Origin of the sequence: Acetobacter ascendens (assembly GCF_001766235.1) — a bacterium.
GTDB classification, from domain to species: domain Bacteria; phylum Pseudomonadota; class Alphaproteobacteria; order Acetobacterales; family Acetobacteraceae; genus Acetobacter; species Acetobacter ascendens.
In genome coordinates this window covers 750,776-770,845 of the sequence record NZ_CP015164.1, presented here as the reverse complement: position 1 = coordinate 770,845, position 20,070 = coordinate 750,776, and the positions used below count along the sequence as shown (strand labels likewise).

General features: G+C 54.0%; 21 protein-coding genes and 1 tRNA gene. 7 read left to right on the top strand and 15 right to left on the bottom strand.

Translation table 11 applies throughout. From position 1 onward, the window contains the following. Positions 1-2: 2 nt before the first annotated feature. Entirely contained in the window at positions 3-842 is an 840-nt protein-coding gene (gene fabI / locus A4S02_RS03715) for an enoyl-ACP reductase FabI (protein ID WP_003623523.1), read from the bottom strand. A gap of 146 nt (positions 843-988) precedes the next feature. Here fabI and pdxH point away from each other — a divergent pair, with 146 nt between their 5' ends. Continuing rightward, the gene (gene pdxH, locus A4S02_RS03710; RefSeq protein ID WP_019090235.1) at positions 989-1,669 is read left to right on the top strand and encodes a pyridoxamine 5'-phosphate oxidase; all 681 of its coding nucleotides are present in this window, start codon (positions 989-991) and stop codon (positions 1,667-1,669) included. A 54-nt stretch (positions 1,670-1,723) separates the two neighbouring features. After that, complete coding sequence (locus tag A4S02_RS03705) at positions 1,724-2,602, top strand: universal stress protein (RefSeq protein ID WP_070322985.1); 879 nt, start codon at positions 1,724-1,726, stop codon at positions 2,600-2,602. Between the two features lie 48 nt (positions 2,603-2,650). On the opposite strand, the gene A4S02_RS03700 is transcribed toward A4S02_RS03705, so the two are convergent. From A4S02_RS03700 to A4S02_RS03665, 8 genes are read right to left on the bottom strand one after another with little or no spacing between them, the layout of a single operon-like run. Continuing rightward, complete coding sequence (locus tag A4S02_RS03700) at positions 2,651-3,445, bottom strand: MBL fold metallo-hydrolase (protein WP_070324164.1); 795 nt, start codon at positions 3,443-3,445, stop codon at positions 2,651-2,653. 31 nt (positions 3,446-3,476) lie between these two features. After that, on the bottom strand, positions 3,477-4,289 hold the full coding sequence (locus tag A4S02_RS03695; RefSeq protein ID WP_070322984.1) for a TatD family hydrolase: 813 nt from the start codon (positions 4,287-4,289) through the stop codon (positions 3,477-3,479). Further along, positions 4,289-5,827: a methionine--tRNA ligase gene (gene metG / locus A4S02_RS03690; RefSeq protein WP_070322983.1), complete on the bottom strand. Its 1,539-nt coding sequence runs from the start codon at positions 5,825-5,827 to the stop codon at positions 4,289-4,291. The genes A4S02_RS03695 and metG overlap by 1 nt, the downstream gene beginning before the upstream one ends. Further along, positions 5,824-6,768 carry a DNA polymerase III subunit delta' gene (locus A4S02_RS03685; RefSeq protein WP_070324163.1) on the bottom strand — a complete coding sequence of 315 codons (945 nt, stop codon included), beginning with the start codon at positions 6,766-6,768 and terminating at the stop codon, positions 5,824-5,826. Before A4S02_RS03685 ends, metG begins: the two co-directional genes overlap by 4 nt. A gap of 4 nt (positions 6,769-6,772) precedes the next feature. Continuing rightward, complete coding sequence (gene tmk, locus A4S02_RS03680; RefSeq protein ID WP_070322982.1) at positions 6,773-7,417, bottom strand: dTMP kinase; 645 nt, start codon at positions 7,415-7,417, stop codon at positions 6,773-6,775. Positions 7,418-7,420: 3 nt separating this feature from the next. Further along, positions 7,421-8,641, bottom strand: a complete 1,221-nt coding sequence (locus A4S02_RS03675; RefSeq protein WP_012812868.1) for a D-alanyl-D-alanine carboxypeptidase family protein — start codon at positions 8,639-8,641, stop codon at positions 7,421-7,423. 6 nt (positions 8,642-8,647) lie between these two features. Beyond that, the gene (locus A4S02_RS03670) at positions 8,648-9,514 is read right to left on the bottom strand and encodes a septal ring lytic transglycosylase RlpA family protein (protein WP_070322981.1); all 867 of its coding nucleotides are present in this window, start codon (positions 9,512-9,514) and stop codon (positions 8,648-8,650) included. Next, positions 9,511-10,506, bottom strand: a complete 996-nt coding sequence (locus A4S02_RS03665) for a lytic murein transglycosylase (protein WP_070322980.1) — start codon at positions 10,504-10,506, stop codon at positions 9,511-9,513. Before A4S02_RS03665 ends, A4S02_RS03670 begins: the two co-directional genes overlap by 4 nt. A gap of 228 nt (positions 10,507-10,734) precedes the next feature. On the opposite strand from A4S02_RS03665, the gene A4S02_RS03660 reads away from it, so the two are divergent. Further along, a complete protein-coding gene (locus A4S02_RS03660; protein WP_070322979.1) occupies positions 10,735-11,301 on the top strand; it encodes a DedA family protein in 567 nt (188 codons plus the stop codon). Continuing rightward, positions 11,298-12,362 (top strand): ATP-grasp domain-containing protein, encoded by a 1,065-nt coding sequence (locus A4S02_RS03655; RefSeq protein ID WP_070322978.1) that lies wholly within the window; start codon positions 11,298-11,300, stop codon positions 12,360-12,362. The genes A4S02_RS03660 and A4S02_RS03655 overlap by 4 nt, the downstream gene beginning before the upstream one ends. Position 12,363: 1 nt before the next feature. Here the strand turns inward: A4S02_RS03655 and A4S02_RS03650 are convergent, their stop codons facing one another. Both A4S02_RS03650 and A4S02_RS03645 read right to left on the bottom strand, forming a co-directional pair. Then, complete coding sequence (locus A4S02_RS03650) at positions 12,364-13,890, bottom strand: amino acid permease (protein ID WP_070322977.1); 1,527 nt, start codon at positions 13,888-13,890, stop codon at positions 12,364-12,366. Positions 13,891-13,906: 16 nt separating this feature from the next. Then, positions 13,907-14,755 (bottom strand): undecaprenyl-diphosphate phosphatase, encoded by an 849-nt coding sequence (locus A4S02_RS03645; RefSeq protein WP_070322976.1) that lies wholly within the window; start codon positions 14,753-14,755, stop codon positions 13,907-13,909. Positions 14,756-14,814: 59 nt separating this feature from the next. Between A4S02_RS03645 and A4S02_RS03640 the strand changes: the two genes are divergently transcribed. Next, positions 14,815-15,336 carry an MlaD family protein gene (locus tag A4S02_RS03640; protein ID WP_026019499.1) on the top strand — a complete coding sequence of 174 codons (522 nt, stop codon included), beginning with the start codon at positions 14,815-14,817 and terminating at the stop codon, positions 15,334-15,336. A gap of 99 nt (positions 15,337-15,435) precedes the next feature. After that, positions 15,436-15,510, top strand: a tRNA-Met gene (locus tag A4S02_RS03635). Between the two features lie 182 nt (positions 15,511-15,692). Here the strand turns inward: A4S02_RS03635 and A4S02_RS03630 are convergent. Together A4S02_RS03630 and prmC are read right to left on the bottom strand one after the other, a co-directional pair. Further along, positions 15,693-16,124: a DUF4167 domain-containing protein gene (locus tag A4S02_RS03630; RefSeq protein WP_070322975.1), complete on the bottom strand. Its 432-nt coding sequence runs from the start codon at positions 16,122-16,124 to the stop codon at positions 15,693-15,695. Between the two features lie 260 nt (positions 16,125-16,384). Next, positions 16,385-17,263 carry a peptide chain release factor N(5)-glutamine methyltransferase gene (gene prmC, locus A4S02_RS03625; protein ID WP_070322974.1) on the bottom strand — a complete coding sequence of 293 codons (879 nt, stop codon included), beginning with the start codon at positions 17,261-17,263 and terminating at the stop codon, positions 16,385-16,387. 37 nt (positions 17,264-17,300) lie between these two features. Here prmC and A4S02_RS03620 point away from each other — a divergent pair, with 37 nt between their 5' ends. Then, complete coding sequence (locus tag A4S02_RS03620) at positions 17,301-17,765, top strand: hypothetical protein (RefSeq protein WP_019090219.1); 465 nt, start codon at positions 17,301-17,303, stop codon at positions 17,763-17,765. On the opposite strand, the gene prfA is transcribed toward A4S02_RS03620, so the two are convergent. Continuing rightward, positions 17,762-18,820, bottom strand: coding sequence for a peptide chain release factor 1 (gene prfA / locus A4S02_RS03615; protein WP_019090218.1), 1,059 nt, complete (start codon positions 18,818-18,820; stop codon positions 17,762-17,764). The two genes, A4S02_RS03620 and prfA, sit on opposite strands and share 4 nt — an antisense overlap. After that, entirely contained in the window at positions 18,817-20,067 is a 1,251-nt protein-coding gene (hisS, locus tag A4S02_RS03610; protein ID WP_070324162.1) for a histidine--tRNA ligase, read from the bottom strand. Before hisS ends, prfA begins: the two co-directional genes overlap by 4 nt. Positions 20,068-20,070: the final 3 nt, after the last annotated feature.

Sequence of the window (20,070 nt, the reverse complement as noted above, 5' to 3'; positions counted from 1 at the left end):
CCTCAGTCCCCAGCTACAGAAATATCAGGGGCAGTCGGGTTTTTCATGCCCACAACATGGTAGCCGCAATCCACATGGTGCACTTCACCCGTTACGCCGGATGAAAGATCAGACACCATATACAGGCCAGCGCCACCCACTTCTTCCAACGCCACGTTGCGTTCCAGCGGAGAGTTGTACTGGTTCCACTTCAGAATGTAGCGGAAATCCCCAATACCATTGGCGGCAAGGGTTTTGATTGGGCCAGCCGAAATAGCGTTTACACGGATGCCATCACGCCCCAGATCTGTTGCCATATACCGCACAGAGGCTTCCAAGGCGGCCTTGGCAATACCCATCACGTTGTAATGCGGCATCACCCGTTCTGCACCCAGATAACTCAGGGTGAGCAAAGAGCCGCCATTTTTCATCAGCTTGGAAGCGCGCTGCGCAACAGCCGTGAAAGAATAGCAGGAAATATCCAGCGCCTTCAAAAATGCTTCACGCGGGGTATCAACATACCGTCCACGCAGGAACTGTTTGTCTGCCCAGCCAATGGCGTGCACCACAAAATCCAGTTCACCCCATTCTTTTTCAATGGTGGCAAAAGCGGCATCAATGGCGGCGTCATCTGTTACATCGCAGGGCAGAACCAGGCTGGAGCCCACGCTTTCTGCCAAAGGCTGCACACGCTTGCCCAGAGCTTCGCCCTGATACGTAAATGCAAGCTCCCCACCCTGTGCCGCAACGGCGGAGGCAATGCCCCATGCAATGGAACGATCATTAGCGACACCCATTACCAGACCCTTCTTGCCCTTCATGAGCGTTCCCTGAGCAGGCAATGTGGCGTTGGGAGAAGACATGCGTGACCTCAACCTATTTTCTGTTGTTCAAATATCCGAATGTTCGCTGGTTGGTCGCATACACGCGCTATTGAAACAAGAGCAAAGCGACACACATGCTTCAAACCCGGTGAACGTAGGAGTATGATAACAGACACAAAGCTGCAATGCCGCAGCTTGACGTAAACGAACACGAATTGAGTCCGAGCATGACGGAAACCTCACCTTCTCCCGCGGCCCTCCCATTAGACAGTCAGCCTCTGATTGATCTGACAGCCAGCCCGTTTACGCTGTTTGAGACATGGATGAAGGAGGCGGAAAAGACAGAGGTGAACGACCCCAACGCCATGGTACTGGCCACAGCCACGCGAGACGGCAGACCATCGGCCCGCATTGTGCTGCTAAAAGGGGCCGACAACAGAGGGTTTGTGTTTTATACCAACACGCACAGCCGCAAAGGGCGTGAGCTGGAAGAAAACCCGCACGTGGCCCTGCTGTTCCATTGGAAAAGCCTGCGCCGCCAGATTCGGATTGAAGGGGCAGTTACCCCCGTAACGCCGGAAGAGGCGGATGCGTATTTTGCGAGTCGGAGCCGTGTTTCCCGCCTTGGTGCTGTGGCATCCGATCAATCCCGCCCGCTGGCAAACCGCGCCGTATTTGAAGAACGCTTAAAGCAGGTGGAAGAAACATACCCGCAAGACCCTATCCCTCGCCCGGCCAACTGGTCTGGCTACCGGGTAAACCCTGAATATTTTGAGTTCTGGCAGGAACGGCGCTTCCGCTTGCATGATCGCGCTGTATGGGCACGTAATGGAAACGATTGGGATGTCACGCGTTTATATCCGTAAGCGCATAGCCACTTGAAACACATCATTTTATAAAGACAGCGGAGAAAAATAAGAATGAAAGATGTTCGTAAAATTCTGCTGCCGCTTCCCAGCACATCCAATGCTGAAGCCGCACTTATCCGGGGCTATAACTTTGCCCGCCGCTTTGGCGCACATCTGGCTGTGCTGCATATTCGCCCAGATGGGCGGGAAATGGCGCCATTGGCTGGTGAAGGCCTTTCCGGCGCCATGGTGGAAGACCTGATGCGCTCTGCCGAGCATGAAGGCGCACGCCATGCGCATGAAGTGCACGCCCTGTTTGAACGTTTTGTAGCCGCGCATCCAGATATTCAGGTCGTGCCCCCACGCGGCCCCTTCCCTATGGATACGCCAACCATCAGCTTTAACATTCTACGTGGTGCAGAAAGTGAAATTGTGCCTGCGCAGGCACGCCTCTCTGACTTTACACTTGTGCCGCACCCTGATTCCGGAGATGCCGTTTCATCATCCGAAACCCTGCATGCCGTTTTGTTTGATAGCGGACGCCCGGTGGTGATTGCCCCACGCACGCCGCCCAAAGGGCTTATCAAACGTGTTTGCATTGCATGGAATGGCACGGCAGAAGCCTCTTCCGCTCTGCGTGGTGCACTGGCTTGGGCGCTAACGGCGGATGCCGTGCGTGTGCTGCATTGCGGAGATTACCAGCGCCGTGGCCTCACCGCGCAGGACGTGGTGGATTATCTGGCCATTCATGGCATTACGGCTGATTGCGTAGAATTCCCACCCATAGACCGGGATGTGGGTAAAGGGTTGGAAGCTGCGTGTAAGGACTTTGATGCCGACATGCTGGCGATGGGTGCTTATTCACACTCTCGCCTGCGCCAGCTCATTCTGGGTGGTGTTACCCGTTATACGCTGGAACATGCCGATATTACGGTGCTGATGAGCCGCTAAGGCCCAAAACAGAACAGAGGGGTTGCCAAGGCAGACCCTCTGTTACTTTTAGGGATCGGCCACTTCAAACACTGCGCCATCCCACGCAGGTTCTATGCCTGCGGGAAGATGATCCTGCATCCACTGCCAATCCATATCTGGGCCCATATGGGTAAGTATCATGCGGCGTGGATTAATAGCCTGCTGCCATTCCAACACCCGTTCTAGCCAAGCATGTGCGCTATGGGGCTGACGCTGGAAGCAATCCACCATCCATGTATCCACCCCTCGCAGAATTTCCAGAGATGCTTCGGGAAACTCCATAACATCGGTGCTGTAAACAAAACTCCCACACCGCGCACCTGTTGACCCAACGCGCCCGTGCACTTGGTCAAACAAGGTAAACTCCGTGCCGCTTATGGTAACAGGCTGCCCCATTGCCACCGGATGTGCTTCCACCACTGCACGAAAGAAGTTTGGCGGTGTCCACGGTTTGAACACATAATCAAACCGCCGCTGAATATCTTCCAGCGTTTCCGCTGCACCGTAAGCATGTAGAGGCTTTTGAATCTCGCGGTTAATAGCGCGCACTTCATCCAGCCCGGAAATATGATCCGCATGGGCATGGGTAAAGATAATGGATTGAAAATCCTTAATGCCATTTGCCAAAAGCTGGGCACGCAAATCCGGCCCCGTATCCACCAATACGCCAGCACCGTTTTTTAACCGCAGCAAAATAGAGGAACGGGTGCGCGTGTTCCGAGGCTCCTTCGGGTTACACGCACCCCAAATTCCGTGGCCATCAGCACCGCCAACCATAGGCACGCCGGCAGACCCACCACACCCCAGAACTGTAATTTTCATACCCGTTTCCCCCACATTTTCTCGGCAACCATCACACTGCCTTGCGGAATAACCGGTAGAAATTCTCGGTGGTCATGCGTGTAAAATCTGGCAGTTCCATGCCGCGTTCCTGCGCAATCCGGGTTGCGGTATGCGCCACAAAAGCAGGCTGATTGCGCTTGCCGCGCTTTGGCACGGGCGCGAGGTAGGGAGAATCCGTTTCCACCACAATACGATCTGCCGGAACATCCCGTGCAACAGCCCGAATTTCATCGCATTTCGGAAATGTGGCGATACCTGAAAAACTGACATACCCGCCCAGATTGACCACACGCTGCGCCAGTTCCGGGCCAGAGGCAAAACAATGCAGCAAAATGGGGAAAGCCCCCTTTGCATGTTCTTCCTCTAAAATGGTGGCCACATCTTCATCCGCCTGACGGGCGTGGATGATAACCGGCACATCCAGTTCCCGCGCGGCCCGAATATGCTGGCGAAAATAGTCGTGCTGGAGCGGGCGCACATCTTCCTTGCCGTGGAAATAATCCAGCCCGGTTTCACCAATGCCAATCACTTCGGGCACATCGGCAATGGCCGCAATATCTGCAACGCCGGGAAGGGGTTCTTCCTCCACATGGTCTGGATGCGTGCCAACAGTGCACCATACACGCATATCCGGCGTATCCAGCTTGGCCAGCGCCTTTTGTTCTGGTGCACGGGCCAAGCGGGTGCCGATAGTTACCATCCCGCTCAAGCCCGCCTCTTTGGCAGCCTCAAGCAATTCTGGCATTTCCTCGGCTGAAAAATGATCAAGATGGCAGTGTGAATCTATTAACCCTGCCAGCTTTGTACTGTCCTCTGTCATCATTATGCCTGTTCGGGCTCAACATAACGGGGGAAAATGCCCTGCGGTGCCGGAAACTGACGCCCACCGGGCAGCGGCGTTTCCAGCGCGGTAAAGCTGCGCTCTTCTGCCGTAACAGCAAGCTGATCCAGCATGCGCTCCATGCTCTGTGGCATGAAAGGCTGGAGCATGGTGGCAATACCACGCAGGGCATCCACCAGCACACGCAGCACGTCTTTCATGCGTTCGGGATCTGTTTTGCGCAGCGCCCACGGAGCCTGATGATCGATATATGCGTTGCAGGCGCGGATAACCTTCCACACATCTTCCAGCGCATCTGTAAGGGCGCACCGCTCAATCTGAGATTTGAGCAGATCGGGCAGCACCATCACCTGCCCCAGCAGATGGGTATCTTCCTCTGTCAGCGCGCCGCGTTCTGGCAGAATACCGCCGCAGTTACGCGCTACCAGAGAAAGCGTGCGCTGGGCCAGATTGCCCAGATCATTCGCCAATTCCACATTGTTGCGCATAATCAGCGCCTTGCGGGAAAGATCACTATCCCCACCAAAAGGTACTTCGCGCAGCAGGAAGAAGCGTACGGCATCCAGCCCGAACTCTTTCACCAAATCACGCGGGTCCACCACATTGCCCAGAGATTTGCTCATCTTCTGGCCTTCAATGGTCCACCAACCATTGGCAAACACCTTGCGCGGCAATTCAATACCAGCAGCCATCAGAAAGGCAGGCCAGTAAACGGCATGGAAACGCGCAATATCCTTGCCCACCAGATGCAAGTTGGCTGGCCAGAATGCCATACGCGGCGCGTTGGTATCTGGATAACCCAGAGCGCTTAGGTAATTGGCAAGTGCATCAAACCACACGTACATAACGTGCTTATCATCACCCGGAACAGGAATGCCCCATTTGAAGCTTGTGCGGCTGATGGAAAGATCACGCAGCCCTTGTTTAACAAAGCTGACAATTTCGTTCCGCGCGCCATGTGGGCCCAAGAAATCCGGGGTGTTTTCATACAACTCCAACAACCGATCCTGATACTCGGACAGATTGAAGAAGTAAGAAGGTTCCTTCACCCATTCTACCGGAGCACCTGTGGGGGCAACTTTTTTACCGTCTGGTCCAGGCACCAGTTCATCTTCACCGTAGAAGCATTCATCACGTAGAGCGTACCAGCCCTCATACGCGCCCAGATAAATGGCTCCGTTATCCGCCACTTTCTTCCACAGTGCCTGCGTGCTGGTAATGTGGCGTGGTTCTGTGGTGCGGATGAAATCATCATACGAGATGTTCATGGCGTCGGCCATGTTGCGGAAATCGGCCGAAACCTTATCCGCAAAGCTTTTGGCATCTGTGCCGTTGGTCTGCGCGGCCTGCTCCACCTTCTGGCCGTGCTCATCCGTGCCCGTCAGAAAGAAGACCTCATCCCCTGCCAGACGATGAAAGCGGGCCATCACATCCGCAGCAATAGACGTGTAAGCGTGGCCGATATGGGGCGCTCCGTTCACGTAATAGATGGGCGTAGTTACATAGAAACGACGGGTCATTCTCGGCTCGCAATCGTCATAGCTTCAAGCAGGGCTTCCTGTTTATCCAGATTAAAGCGTTCCGTCTCGGCGTGCTTGCGCATGGTGGCTTCCCACGCGTTGGCCAAGGCCACACATTGCGGGTTACCCTGCCGCGCCGCCTGACGGGCCTGTATCTGGAGTGTGTCTGATAACAGGCTGAAAAACAGACTGAAACCATAATCCCTGCGTAAAATGGTTTCTGCAACCTCATAGCTGCGTAATGGCGTAATACCCTGCACCACTTCGTGCACAAGACTGGCAACTTCACCACCCTTATCTGCCAGCAACGCCAGAGCACGCCCCGGCGCGCCGTGAGCTTCTGCCATAACGCGCTGTATTTCTGTATCCGCAGCCTCTGGAGCCTGCGCATGCAGCACAGCAGACATATCTGCCGCATCCAGCGGTGCCAGTTCCAGCTTGCGGCATCGGCTACGGATAGTTGGCAAAAGCCGCCCAGGAGCGGAGCAAGTTAATAACAATACGGTAGCGGGTGGTGGCTCTTCCAGAATTTTCAGCACAGCGTTAGCAGCGCTACGGTTCATCCATTCCGCACCATCTACAATAACAACACGCCACCCACCTTCTGCCGCTGTGCGCCGCAAAAAGGAGTTAATGGGGCGCACATCATCCGCCACAATCTCGCTGCGGTATTTCTGGCGTTTTTCATCAAAACCGCGGGCAACTACCAGCAAATCTGCATGTGTGGCGGCAGAAACACGCCGCCCAGCGGGGCTAAGCTCATCTTCCCCGCCCAGCAATATACGTGCCAGCCGGAATGCAAATGTGGCCTTGCCAATGCCCGGCGGCCCTGTAATCAGCCATGCATGGGGTAAGCACCCACCCTGCATAGCCTGCCGAAACGCCTGCAAAGCAGCCTGATGCCCACGTAGTTGCAAAGATGCCAGACGCGGTTCCTGCACACCCTTAGCCCCCGGCATGGGCCAGACAGGTCTGGATATCTTTCAGAATCTGAGCGTTCACCTGCTCTGCCGAATGAACGGAGGTATCCACCACCCTCACGCGCTGCGGTTCGGCCTTGGCGATATGTGCAAAACCATCTGCCAGACGCGCATGAAAGGCCTCATCCGCTTGCTCATACCTATCTGTTGGCGCACCACGCACAGCCAGACGTTGGCGAGAAACAGCACGCGGTGCTTGCAGCAGAAATGTTATATCTGGCTGCAAACCGAGCTGTTTTTGCAATGTTTCAATCAGGCTTAAAATAGCCGGATCACCATTGGCGCGCCCGTATCCCTGATACGCCATAGTGGAATCGGTAAAGCGATCACACAGCACAATCTGCCCAGCCTTAAGAGCAGGCAGAATAACCTGATCAACATGATCATACCGTGCTGCAAAATGGGTTAGAATTTCTGCCCGGGCAGAGAGCGGGTTTTTACCAAAGAGCAAAAGCTGGCGCAGATCTTCCGCCCCGACCGAACCTCCCGGTTCACGCGTGGCCAGAACTTTCTGGCCCTGCGCTTCCAGATTTTCCTTCAAAAGCCGCAGTTGGGTGGATTTTCCCACCCCTTCTGCGCCTTCCAGCGTTATGAACATGCCACAAGCCATAAGTTACAGGTGCAGCCGACGTGCTGCCCGCCCCAAAAAGCCCAGAGCAGGCACACTCTGTCCGGCTTGCACCGGAATACTGGCCTGCCGCCCACCGGGAAGCGCCACTGTAAGTTGGCCCACAACCTGCCCAGCTTGCACAGGTGCAATAATCGGGCCGTTATAATCTAGCGCCAGATGTGTGCCGTTGCGCCAGCCATGTGGCAGAAGAATTTTGAAATCCTGCGCAGCCACCAGCGGCACTGTCTGGGTCACGCCCATCCATACGGGGGCCTGTTCCAGAACATCGCCTTTGCTGACAATTTGCGCGGTTTCAAAATTGGCAAAAGCCCAGCCCATCAGGCGTTCAGCCTCCCGCCCACGCGCTGCGGAAGATGGCAAGCCGTTAACGGCCAGCACCACACGCCGCCCTTCGCGCTCGGAAGAAGCGCACAGGCCAAAACCGCCTGCATCTGTGTGGCCGGTTTTCAGGCCATCAGCCAGACCTTTAACCACCAGAGAGTTCCGGTTTTCCTGCCTGATTTTATTAAACAGGAACTCTTTTTCCGAGAAGAAGTGGTAATATTCCGGGAAATCATGGATCAGACGCAGGGCCAGATAAGCCACATCCCGCGCAGACATGTAATGATTTTCTGCTGGCCAGCCAGTGGCGTTCATAAAGTGCGAATTGGTCAACCCCAGCTTGGTGGCTGTATCGTTCATCAGCGCCACAAACTGTTCTTCCGAGCCGGAAATGCCTTCGGCAATAACAATACAGGCATCGTTACCGGACTGGATGACCATGCCCTGAATAAGATCCTGCACGCTCACGCTCTGCCCCAAAGGCACAAACATGCGTGAACCCTGCATACGCCATGCACGTTCACTTACAGGCAGCATCTGGTCCAGCTTCAAGCGGCCAGATTTGAGCATGCCAAATGTGACGTATGCCGTCATCATCTTGGTGAGGGATGATGGGGGCATGCGCTCATCTGCATTTTTCTCAAGCAGTGTGGCACCGCTATTGTAATCCAGAATGCAGGCCCAGCGTGCCTGTGTATCCACCGGCCCCACGGGCGTGGTGGCGGGTGTATCCGCCCCCGGCACAGCAGGCTGGGCCGCCGCAGGTGCTGCACCTTTGGCCGCCGCGCCGTGGTGGCGAGGCCGTGCCATGGCATCAAGCGCATAGGCACCAGAGAAAAGGGCAGCGCCCCCTGCGAGTAAGAACCGTCGAGTCTGCAACATTTTTCCCTATTCGACGACGATATGAGATCCGGTTAAACCAGTAGCAAGCGCTCGCTTAAGGGCGGCATCTGCTTCGCTTATAGTCGTAAAAGGCCCGTAGCGCACAGCCCACATTGTGCTGTGCCCCAAAAACACAGGCCGAACGCTGGCACCTTGTGCCGCCGCCTGCCGCATAGCGGCCAAGCGGGATGTAAAATCCATGGTTTCCACCCACAGCATGCTGGACACAGGCACGCCCTGCATAACAGTGGCTGGCAGATCTGCCAGCACCACCTTGCCCGGCGCAGGTGTTTCCTGCGTGGTGTTATCTGCCAGAACTGTAAGGCCCTGCCTATCCACCGCCGCGTTACCTAATGCCGTTTGCTGCACTTTTTCCAGCGGGGCCGCACTAATCTGCAACATAGGGCCACCGGGCAGTACCTCGGCAAACTGCCTGCTGGCCATTTCATCTTCCACCACCTGCACACGCGCAGGCTCCTTACCCACGCCAAGCAAATCTGCGGCACGAGGGGAAAGGCCGATCACGCACCCCGGATCATTCGGGCCACGATCATTCAGGCGGATGACAATTTGCCGCCCGTTATCCAGATTGGTCACCCGCACCACGGCGGGTAACTGCAATGTCTGATGGCTGCCGGTCATGCTGGCAGCGTGCCAGACCTCACCATCCGCAGTCAGGTGCCCTTCTGCTTGTGCAGGCTCCCTTACAGCCAAGCCAGAGCCTTGCCATGCAAAGTCTTCCCGCGGGTAAAACCATTTACCAGCGGCCTGCCATGCCGGCCCAACTGTATAATGCAGATCCTGCTGTGCCACGGGCTGCTGGCGCGAACAGGCCAGCACTGCCAGGCACCCTACAAGGGCGAGTTTTTTCACGTTATTGCATCACCAAGAAGCCCTACACCCAGCGCGTAGAAATCGGAGGGGTTGTAGCGGCGGATCACGTTGAAATTATGATAAACGATAAAGGCTTCGCCCCCCACCCCATCCGGGCGGATAATGGCACCCTCCTGCACGGCGCTTGAAAACTGCCCTGCGCGTGGCCGCACACCCTGCTGCGCCCACCATGAAATGGGATGCACAGCCGTACGGCCAATTTGTGCCTGTGTTATGGTATCAGGCAGCAATACTTCCTCACCCCATGGCTGTCCCGGCAGCCAATGGCACTTGGCCAGATAATTGGCGATAGAGGCAAAAACATCGGCTTCATTATGCCAGATATCGCGCCGTCCACCTTCCGGGTAGCTGGCTGCGTAACGCAAATAGGCGCTGGGCATGAATTGTGGCTGCCCCATGGCACCTGCATAGCTGCCCAGCATGCCTGCGGGTGTGATGTCACCCTGCCCCAGAATGCTCAGCGCCTTCATGAGTTCTGAGCGGAAAAAGGCTGAACGTCTGCCATCGTAAGTCAGAGTCGCCAACGCATCGATCACATGGAAGATGCCCATGCGTGTACCGTAAGCAGATTCCAGCCCCCAGATACCTGCGATAGCCCCTTTATGAACACCATATGTGGAACTGATACGGTTGAGCAGCGCTGTACGTTGGCCAACAGCCGCAAGCCCATCGGAAATTTTCTTTTCCGTAAGAACCCGATCTTTATATTGCGCCCATGTCAGGGTGAATTCCGGCTGATGCCGGTCTGCCTTAAGCACCTTGGCGTTTGGCTGGGTAGTAAGTGCCAGCGCCTGATCCACCACAGAGGCAGAAATACCCTGCCCTATGGCTTCACGCCGCACACCAGCCAGAAAAGTGGCATAACTGGATGAAGCCGCAGGATGCGGAGCTGTAGCCGCCGTTGTGCGGGCCAATACAGGTGTGGCGAACAGAGCAGAAGCCCCACCAACAAGAAGTTTTCTTCGTAGCATTAAGGCTTCACGCTTCTGATCTGTGTAACATTCAATATCATAGAATATAGTGGAATAAGGCCTTTGTCAGGCCATCTTCTTTATTCCTTATTTTTGGTTACGCGCACTCGGCCCCATACCTGCCACCACCCCTTGACAATACTGTCACAAAAGAGCCTGTTGGAGCCCTGCTCACACTCTTAAAACCTTCAAGACCGTGCTGTTCTGGCCGGAGAGAGATTACCTTCTTTGCTGGATCAGTTTCTGGAACTTACCGCCGCTTACCCCCTTGCGCAGGTTATTATCGTTATTCTGGCCACATTTGTGCTGGAAGATGCTGCCACAGTTATTACGGCTATTCAGGTTAACCTTCACACTCTTTCCCCCATTACAGCACTTGTTGCGTTGTATATTGGCATTGTAACGGGCGATGTGGGGCTTTACGGGTTGGGCTATTTAGCGGCACGCTGGAAACCTGCCCAAAGGTGGGTGAACACAGCACAGATGGAAAACCAAAAAGTCTGGCTTTCCAAAAACCTGTTCTGGGTTGTATTTATCAGCCGCTTTATTCCGGGCACCCGGTTGCCGCTTTATACGGCAAGCGGTTTTTTTAATGCGGGTTTGCCTATATTTACCGCCGCTACATTTCTGGCCACACTTATCTGGACAACCGCGCTTTTTGCGCTTTCGCTCCATGTTGGTGGGTTTATTCTGGATCATCTTGGCGCGTGGCGCTGGGCTGGGCTGGCCGGGTTTGTGCTGGTTATTTTCTTTATGGGCCGTTTGGTTGCCCGAGCACAGAAACAGAAGACATGACACAGGCCGAAAAACAGCCTTCTCCTCTCTCCCTTTTTGAATTCTGGCCTGGTTGGGTTTTTTACACGCCCGTTGTGGCATACTGGATTCTGCTTGGCCTGCGCTATGGGGATGTTACCCTGCCCACAGCCGCCAACCCGCGTATTGAAACGGGAGGCCTGTGCGGTGAAAGCAAAAGCAGCATTCTGGATATGGCAGGCAATTATGCCAAACGCTGGATTGCACCTTACGTCACGCTCCCAACCGGCACGCATGATCTTGCTCGTGCTCATACAGCCATGCAGGCCAAGGGACTCACCCTACCTGTCGTGGTTAAGCCCGACATTGGGTGCAATGGTACTGGCGTAAAGCTGGTACGTACGGAAGAAGAGCTGAAAGCAGCCCTCGCCTCCTTCCCACGCAAAATCCGACTGGTGATACAAAAACTGATTACATGGAAGCACGAAGCCGGGCTGTTTTATATTCGTCACCCTGACAGCCCTATGGGGGAAATTTCATCCCTCACTTACAAGGATATTCCGGCCTTGCGCGGGAATGGGCGCGATACGGTTCTGCAATTGCTACAAAAAGATAGCCGCACCAGCAAAGTGCTGCACATCTACACACCGCGCCTGACCCACTGCCTGCACGAAGTTTTGCCAGACGGTGATGAACTGGAACTGGTATTTGCGGGCAACCACTGCAAAGGGGCCATTTTCCGCAACGGCAAGGCAGATATTACACCGGAACTCACGCGTCAGATTGATGCTATCATGCAGGATATCCCCGATTTTCATTTCGGGCGTATTGATGTGAAGTTCCGTTCTGCCGAAGCACTGCGTGAAGGCAAAGATTTTGAGATTATCGAAATCAACGGTGTAGGCTCAGAAGCCATCCACATCTGGGATTCCCGCACCACGTTGCGCGAAGCCTATGCAGCCCAATTCCACCATTACCGGGAAAGCTTCCGTATTGGTGCCAAAAAGAAGAAGGCTGGCTGGTCTCCCACCAATTTGTGGGAAGGCGTGCGCCTGTGGCAACGCCAAAAGCGGCTTTTAGCTTCCTACCCGTTGAACGACTGATTTATTTAGCTTTTTCGCGCTGTTCCCGCCCTAGGCGGGAATGAACATGGCCATAAAACCGATAACTGGCCCACCCTATACCGGCATAAGCAAGCAGCAGCAGCAGAGGTATGGGGTCCCCCTTATACAGGGCCAGTATCATATCCACGCAAAGCGGCGCCACCATGGTTGCGCAGAAGAAAATCCCCAAAAGCGGCACATAACCCAACCAGATACCGCGCACGGTAAAGCCACCCCAAGGCACACTGAAACGGCGTGGAATTTCCGGCGCCTTGTTGCGCACCCAGATAACGGTAAAGCACACAATACCAAACGCTACGGCTGTGCCGAGGCTGACCAGATCACCAATAATATCAATCGGCAACATGGCAGTCGCCAACGCCACACCAAGGCCCAACACAATGCTGCCGATCCACGGTGTTTGAAAACGCGGATGCAGCTTGCTGAACATCGGCATCAACAGCCCATCTTCTGCCATGGCAAAAAAGATGCGGCTTTGGGCATATAACAGCCCCATCAGCACGGAGCACAGGCCAATAACGGCCCCTAGCTTTACAAATAAAGCCAACCAAGGCTGATGCATGGCGTTAACGGCTATAGCCAGTGGGTCTGCCACATCCAGCGTCTGCCACGGCACCACGCCTATCAGCACAGCAGCCACAATCATGTACACAACCGTGCAGATGATTAGTGAGAGCACAATGCCAACAGGCACATCCCGCCGAGGATTTCGCGCCTCTCCGGCTGCAGTGGAAACAGCCTCAAACCCTACATACGCAAAAAAGATAACTGATGCGGCGCGGAAAATACCGGGGAAGCCAAACCGAAAGCCGCCTTCATACTTCGGGATAAAGGGCGTCCAGTAAGATGGATGCACCTCCCACACGCCCAACGCCACAAACAGCGCCAGAACACCAACCTTTAAAAAAACAATCAACGCGTTGATTTTGAAGGATTCACGCACCCCTAAAACCAGCAGTAAAGAAACTGCCAGAATAGAAAAAGCACCTACGGCATCCATCCGCCAGCCTGCTGCAACGTGGCGGGAAGCCCCTTCAAACGCAACTTGTAGCGTGGTGGTGGAAAGTGCTGATGGCACATGCACGCCAAAATCTTGCAAAAGGCTGACAGCGTACCCCGAAAACCCAGCGGCCACACCGGCGCAGGAAATGCCGTATTCCAGCAATAACAACCACCCCACAGCCCATGCCCAACGTTCCCCCATGGAAACATAGGCATACGTGTAGGCAGAGCCTGAAACCGGCATGGAAGATGCCAGCTCACCATAGGAAAGAGCCGTAAAAAGGCAGGCAACTCCCGCCACAATAAAGGACAGAAGGATAGACGGCCCCGCGTAATTGGCGGCGGCCGTGCCTGTCATAACATAAATGCCAGCACCAATAGTGGAGCCCACACCCAACATGGTAAGCTGTAATGGCCCCAATGTTCTGTTCAGGCGTTGGTTGCTGTTTTCCTTTTCAATGCGCTGTAAGGATTTGCGCCGCGGCGAACCAGAAAGATCTCCCATCAGACTATTTTCTGGATCAGTGCATGAAATGGAATAGAATGGTCGCAATACCGCCTACACCCATGCAGTACCAAGCAAAGGGAGAAAGTGCCCATCTGTCATGATCGCGGAAGTACCGCATCAGAAAGGCGGTGCTGAACAACGCTGTCAGACCAGAAACAACTGCCGCCACCAAGGCAATGCGCATCTGGCCCGGTTGCAGATCCAGATGCCGCATCTTGAAGGCTTCACGCACCGTAGCAGCCAGAATAACCGGCTGCGCCATCAAAAAGGAAAAGCGTGCCGCTGTATCATGGTGCAGTCCGCGCAGCAGACCACCGCAAATAGTTGCGCCAGAGCGCGAAAGCCCCGGAAAAAATGCAAGGCACTGGAACAAGCCGATAATCACCGCATCGCGCGATGTCATACTGGCAACAGAATTAACGTTTTTGCGCACCACGCTGCTGCGCAACCGTTCTACTACCAGCAAAAGCAGGCCGTTCAAAAACAGGAAGATGGCAGCAGAAGAAGCCGAACCAAACAAATTACGCAAGAAGTGCTCAAACAGGCCGCCCACCACAACAGCGGGAATGGTGGCCACAATGAGCAGCCACAGAATATGCAGGCTTTCCATTTGCATGCGTTGACCGGAGCTGCCGCTAGCCCCTTTGAAGAGAGCTAGCCAGTCTTTCCAAAAGAAAACCAGCAGCGCCACAGAGGTGCCCAGATGCAGCATGACCAGAAACGGCAGAAAAGCCGGATCATGCGGATCGTACGACCAATGGAACAACGCCGGCAGAATAACAGCATGTCCAAGGCTACTTACGGGAAAGAGTTCTGTTGCTCCCTGAAGAAGAGCGATAATGATAGCCTGAAGAAACGACATATGCAGTTACAACCCACGCTGGCACAACTTTGCTGCCTGTCCTTGCACCATGCGCCACCATGCTGCAAGGATTCATGCTAATCTTGTGCCACAACATTATTATTCGGGATGAAAATACACCCATGAGCAGGCAAAACCGTGCAGGCGCGTGTCTTTTTAGCGGAGCAGTTCTGGCAGCCACGCTGGGTTTTGCCGTTTATGCACACGGCACCCAAAAATCTCCGGGCACAGATAGCTATGCTCTTTCTGCCCGCTTTGTTTCTGCCAACGGGCTGGAGCGTGGCGCGGATGTAGATATTGCCGGCGTAAAAGTCGGCCGCGTATCATCCATCACGCTGGACCCAGCCACTCAGATGGCCTTTGTGCACTTTACACTGGATGGCGCCCTGCATTTGCCACAGGACAGCACACTCACAATCAGCAGCGCCACACTTTCATCTGAAAACGCTTTGATGATTGAACCCGGTACGTCATCCACTATGGCGCCGCCCAATGGAATGCTGACACATACGCTAGAGCCCACAAGCCTAGAGCAACAAGTGAGCAATTATATTTTTGGTGCCGGAAATCTGGGCCAGTAAGCCCGTACATTCTCTTATCTGATTATTTTTGTAACAAAATATGCCAAACCGGGTTGACGACATCACAGAGAATCAGGTAGATCAGCGCCATCACATGATGGCGGCGTAGCTCAGTGGTAGAGCAGGGGAATCATAATCCCTTGGTCGGAGGTTCAAATCCTTCCGCCGCTACCAAATTCCCTTAAAAACAAGCACACTAAAACCACATCAAGCTCAGTGCTTGCTGTGTCGTTTTTGGCGTTGTGTACATAGTTTAGTTTATGGCTGCCTGAAATAACATTCAAGCAAACCCAACTCTACCTCGCCTACCCCGCTTCCAGATATCAGAAGCAGGGCAGCAAGGAATCTGAAGGGTTTTAGCCTTCGGAAAGCTCAGGCTGAGGTTCAGAGTCTTCCCGGACGTCTGGCTGAGGGTCTTGATCCTGCCGGTCTTCGTCGCCTTCATTTGTCTGCGCAACAGCACGCTGCTGGCGAGCGGCAAGACGTTCGGCGCGTTCTTGCTGGCTTTGCTGCGCAGCCTGCGCCATAGCATTCATGATACGGAAGTAATGTTCGGCATGCTGGAAGTAACCTTCCGCAGCCACGCGGTCTCCGCTACCTGTGTAATCACGGCCAAGCTGGAGATATTTTTCAAAAAGCTGCTGAGCTGTGCCACGCACGCGCACATCCGGGCCATGACTATCAAAAACATGATTCCTGTTCATCGGAATCTGTCCATTCAGTTGTCGGGAACTCCCATTGCTCCCGTTGGAACGATGGTGTCTTGTCCACATCCGTTTTACGTTCATGGGTTTATCACAGCGCTTTCCTGTTCAGGGCACTTTGGCATAAAGAAACAATCCTGTATTAAAAAGGTATGCTTCCTGAGTGAAGGCCGAATTGTTTTTTCGGAATGGGCTTTATGTAAGACAACACATATAAAGCGTTGCCAAATGAAAGGCCCCCTTGCTGCTTTAATTTCTGATGCAGTGATTTTGGATTTTTACATCTGCTACAGAAGCAAGCTTGGGTAGTGTAGCAACCCAAGCGCATAAAGCCAAGTTATTTTTCAAACCTGTTTTTCCAGCACCACAGCGCGGGCAATACCTGCCAGATCCGCTTTTACATCCACCACGTGCAAGGCATTGGTGTCTGCCAAGGTGCGTAAAGCGGCTTCTTGCCCTATGCCAATTTCCAACACAGCCAACCCACCATCCACCAACAAAAATGGTAGACGACTGCAAATATAGCGGTACGCATTTAACCCATCGCCCCCGCCATCTAGCGCACGCACAGGCTCATGCTCACGCACTTCCGGCATAAGATCGGCCAGATCCGAGGTGGGAATATAGGGAGGGTTGCTCAGCACTACATCAAAACGCATGCTTGGAGCCAAAGCAGCATCCCACTCCGCCGCCATAAAAAATGCGCGCTCCTGCATACCGCAACGTTGGGCATTGGCATGCGCCAAAATGGCGGCTTGCGGGTTAATATCCACCCCTACCCCATGCGCTTTGGAATATTCGGCCAAAGCCGCCAGCAGTAAACAACCTGTACCAGTGCCCAAATCCAGAATATTCAGCGTAGATGCCTGATCTGGGCGATATTCCAAAAGGCTTGTAATCAGTGTTTCTGTATCTCCTCGCGGTACCAGACTTGCCGGAGACACGGCGAGGTCTAAACTCCAGAACCCTTTACTACCTGTAATATAGGCAAAGGGTTCATGTGCAGCGCGGCGTTTTACGTAAGAAAAAAAAGGCTCACGCGGCACGTTCTCTGTGGGAGAGCGTGCCAGCAGTTGCTCTGGCGTAAGGGAAAGCGCATGAATAAGCAGTAATCGCGCTTCCCGCCGCGGGCCTTCAATACCTGCCTGGGCCAGAAGTTGTGTACCCTCACGCAACAGTTGCGCTATTGGTTGGCAGGGAACTGTTTTTTCTGCTGTAATCACACGCGCAACCTTGATGGATTGATCTGGTTAGACATCAATGCCCCAATTTTTCCACCGTATCCAGAACACAACAACCTGCCTGCTAGCCCTTTTGGCAATGCTGCCATTTTCCTACGCTTATGCAGGCGAATTTACAGTAACGGATGGCAAGGCTGATGCTGAAATTTCAGAAGTTTCACGCATCTATCTGGACGGTAAACTTGTAAGCGTAATCCGGTTGGATGATAAAAATCAGGAAAAAACGGTTAAAATTACCACTCCTATGGGGCGGTTAGACCACACCTATACATTATGCGGCGAAATTACCATTCGCTCCCCCGAAGGCCGAGTAGAAACCCATGAGGTAGATAGCGATGGCACGCTCCACAACCCCGATGGGCACCATTTTTATGCCTTGGGCTCTGACAATTTCACCGAATTCTTTTTAACAGACCCCAATGCACCAGAAGCGGCAGAGCATCACCCCGGCCGTTCTGGCGTATGTGCCGCACCTATTAGTTAAAAACCTTCAGCCGCCAGCAAAGCCGCTTGTTCTTCCTGCGTCAGGGCATCCACAAACTCATCCAGTTCACCCAACATGACACGATCAATTTTATAAAGTGTCAGGTTGATCCGATGGTCTGTGACACGCCCCTGCGGGAAGTTATAGGTGCGAATACGTTCTGATCTATCCCCCGTACCCACTTGAGAGCGCCTATCTGCCGCCCGGCTGGCATGGGCTTGTGCCCTTTCACGTTCATACAAACGCGCCCGCAGAATTTTCATCGCCTTGGCACGGTTTTTATGCTGGCTTTTTTCTTCCTGCATGGAAACCACAATGCCACTGGGCATATGGGTAAGGCGTACGGCACTTTCCGTCTTATTCACGTGCTGCCCACCCGCGCCAGAGGCCCGAAACACATCTACCCGTAAGTCTGTTTCGTTAACCTCTACATCCACATCTTCGGCTTCCGGCAATACGGCCACCGTAACTGTGGATGTATGAATACGGCCTTGGCTTTCCGTGGCTGGTACGCGCTGCACCCGGTGCACACCGGATTCATACTTCAACCGCGCAAACACGCCTTTACCGTTAATTTCAGCAATGCCTTCGCGCAGGCCGCCTAGCTCGCTTTCGTCATAATCCATAACGGTAAAGCGCCAGCCGTTTAGGTCGGCATAGCGGCGGTACATATCAAACAGTTCAGCAGCAAACAGGCCAGCTTCATCGCCCCCTGCTGCCGGGCGCACTTCCAAAATGGCACTACGTGCATCCGCCACATCTTTTGGCAACAAAGACAGACGCACATCTTTTTGCAGCTGCGGCAGTTGCTCACGCAGTTCGGTCAACTCTGCTTCTGCCAGTTCCTTCATTTCCGGATCTGCCAAAAGCTGCTCAGCTTGCTGAATACCGTCTTCCACCCCGCGCAGGGCGTTGATACGCGCCACAACGGGTTCGATTTCAGCGTACTCGCGAGAGGCCTGCGTAAAGGCCTCACCATTCAGCCCACTTGCTAGCTGCGCCTCCAGCTCCAGTGCGCGGCTAACAATCTGATCTAACCGTTCGTCAAACTTCATGCTGCAAAGACGTCTTGCGCTTTAGAAAGCAATGCATCGCGAGAGACTTCCTGCTCCGCTCCTGTTTCCATGTTTTTCACACGGAACAGACCTTTGGCCAGTTCATCTTCCCCAAGGAAAAGCACGTGGCTGGCATTCTGCTTACCTGCACGTTCCATGCGTTTGCGCAGCGAACCTTTATAGCCAATTTCTGTTCTCACACCCTGCCCGCGCAAACCCTGCAAAATCTGCACAACTGCGCTTTCATCAGGTGCGCCAACAGGCACCAATACAACCGATCGCGGAGCTGGTGGCACCTGCTCCAATAACATGGACAGGCGCTCAATACCCGCAGCCCAACCAATAGCGGGCACTTCCGGGCCACCCATCTGCTTTACCAAGCCATCATACCGGCCACCGGCCAACACCGTGCCCTGAGACCCCAAGCGGTTGGTGACGAACTCAAACGTAGTGTGGTTGTAGTAATCCAACCCACGCACAATGCTGGGGTTTACGGTGTAGGCAATACCGAACACATCCAGCTTTTTACGCAGATCATCCCAAAATGCGCGCGCTTCTGGCGTAAGAAATTCCGCCATCATAGGCGCATCCGCCACCAGAACCTTATCGCCTGCATCCTTGCTATCCAGAATGCGCAGCGGGTTTTTTTCCAAGCGGGTCAGGCTGTCTGCAGACAGTTTATCTTTATGGGCAGAAAAATAAGCCACCAGAGCATCACGCCATGCATCACGGCTGGCGGCATCCCCCAAAGTGTTCAGTTCAAGGGTAACGTAATCTGCAATACCGAGTGCCTTGAGCACCTCGTACCCCATGGCAATGGCTTCTGCATCTGCCAGAGGTTCTGCTGCACCCAGAAGCTCTGCACCAATCTGGTGGAACTGGCGATACCGCCCTTTCTGGGGGCGTTCATGCCGGAACATGGGACCAGCATAAAATACTTTCTGCGGTAAGGACTGCGTAAGCGCATTGGTAACCAAAGCCCTGCAAATGGCTGCCGTGCCTTCTGGCCGCAATGTCAGGCTTTCACCATCTCTATCACTAAAGGAATACATTTCCTTGGAAACAACATCGGACGTATCCCCCAAGGAGCGAGAAAAAACCCGCGTATCTTCAAAAATCGGGGTTGCCCATTCATCAAACCCGTAAACATCTGCAATCCGGCGCGCTGTGTTTACTACATGCGCATGGCGGCGCTGGCCTTCTCCAATAAGGTCGTGCGTTCCTCTTACGGGCTGAATGCTGCTCACGAA

What these genes read in the sequence shown, in the direction of transcription:
- fabI (WP_003623523.1), bottom strand. Translation starts at nt 842, where the DNA reads ATGTCTTCTCCCAACGCCACATTGCCTGCTCAGGGAACGCTCATGAAG.
- pdxH (WP_019090235.1), top strand. Translation starts at nt 989, where the DNA reads ATGCCGCAGCTTGACGTAAACGAACACGAATTGAGTCCGAGCATGACG.
- A4S02_RS03705 (WP_070322985.1), top strand. Translation starts at nt 1,724, where the DNA reads ATGAAAGATGTTCGTAAAATTCTGCTGCCGCTTCCCAGCACATCCAAT.
- A4S02_RS03700 (WP_070324164.1), bottom strand. Translation starts at nt 3,445, where the DNA reads ATGAAAATTACAGTTCTGGGGTGTGGTGGGTCTGCCGGCGTGCCTATG.
- A4S02_RS03695 (WP_070322984.1), bottom strand. Translation starts at nt 4,289, where the DNA reads ATGATGACAGAGGACAGTACAAAGCTGGCAGGGTTAATAGATTCACAC.
- metG (WP_070322983.1), bottom strand. Translation starts at nt 5,827, where the DNA reads ATGACCCGTCGTTTCTATGTAACTACGCCCATCTATTACGTGAACGGA.
- tmk (WP_070322982.1), bottom strand. Translation starts at nt 7,417, where the DNA reads ATGGCTTGTGGCATGTTCATAACGCTGGAAGGCGCAGAAGGGGTGGGA.
- A4S02_RS03675 (WP_012812868.1), bottom strand. Translation starts at nt 8,641, where the DNA reads ATGTTGCAGACTCGACGGTTCTTACTCGCAGGGGGCGCTGCCCTTTTC.
- A4S02_RS03665 (WP_070322980.1), bottom strand. Translation starts at nt 10,506, where the DNA reads ATGCTACGAAGAAAACTTCTTGTTGGTGGGGCTTCTGCTCTGTTCGCC.
- A4S02_RS03655 (WP_070322978.1), top strand. Translation starts at nt 11,298, where the DNA reads ATGACACAGGCCGAAAAACAGCCTTCTCCTCTCTCCCTTTTTGAATTC.
- A4S02_RS03650 (WP_070322977.1), bottom strand. Translation starts at nt 13,890, where the DNA reads ATGGGAGATCTTTCTGGTTCGCCGCGGCGCAAATCCTTACAGCGCATT.
- A4S02_RS03645 (WP_070322976.1), bottom strand. Translation starts at nt 14,755, where the DNA reads ATGTCGTTTCTTCAGGCTATCATTATCGCTCTTCTTCAGGGAGCAACA.
- A4S02_RS03640 (WP_026019499.1), top strand. Translation starts at nt 14,815, where the DNA reads ATGCTGCAAGGATTCATGCTAATCTTGTGCCACAACATTATTATTCGG.
- A4S02_RS03630 (WP_070322975.1), bottom strand. Translation starts at nt 16,124, where the DNA reads ATGAACGTAAAACGGATGTGGACAAGACACCATCGTTCCAACGGGAGC.
- A4S02_RS03620 (WP_019090219.1), top strand. Translation starts at nt 17,301, where the DNA reads ATGCCCCAATTTTTCCACCGTATCCAGAACACAACAACCTGCCTGCTA.
- prfA (WP_019090218.1), bottom strand. Translation starts at nt 18,820, where the DNA reads ATGAAGTTTGACGAACGGTTAGATCAGATTGTTAGCCGCGCACTGGAG.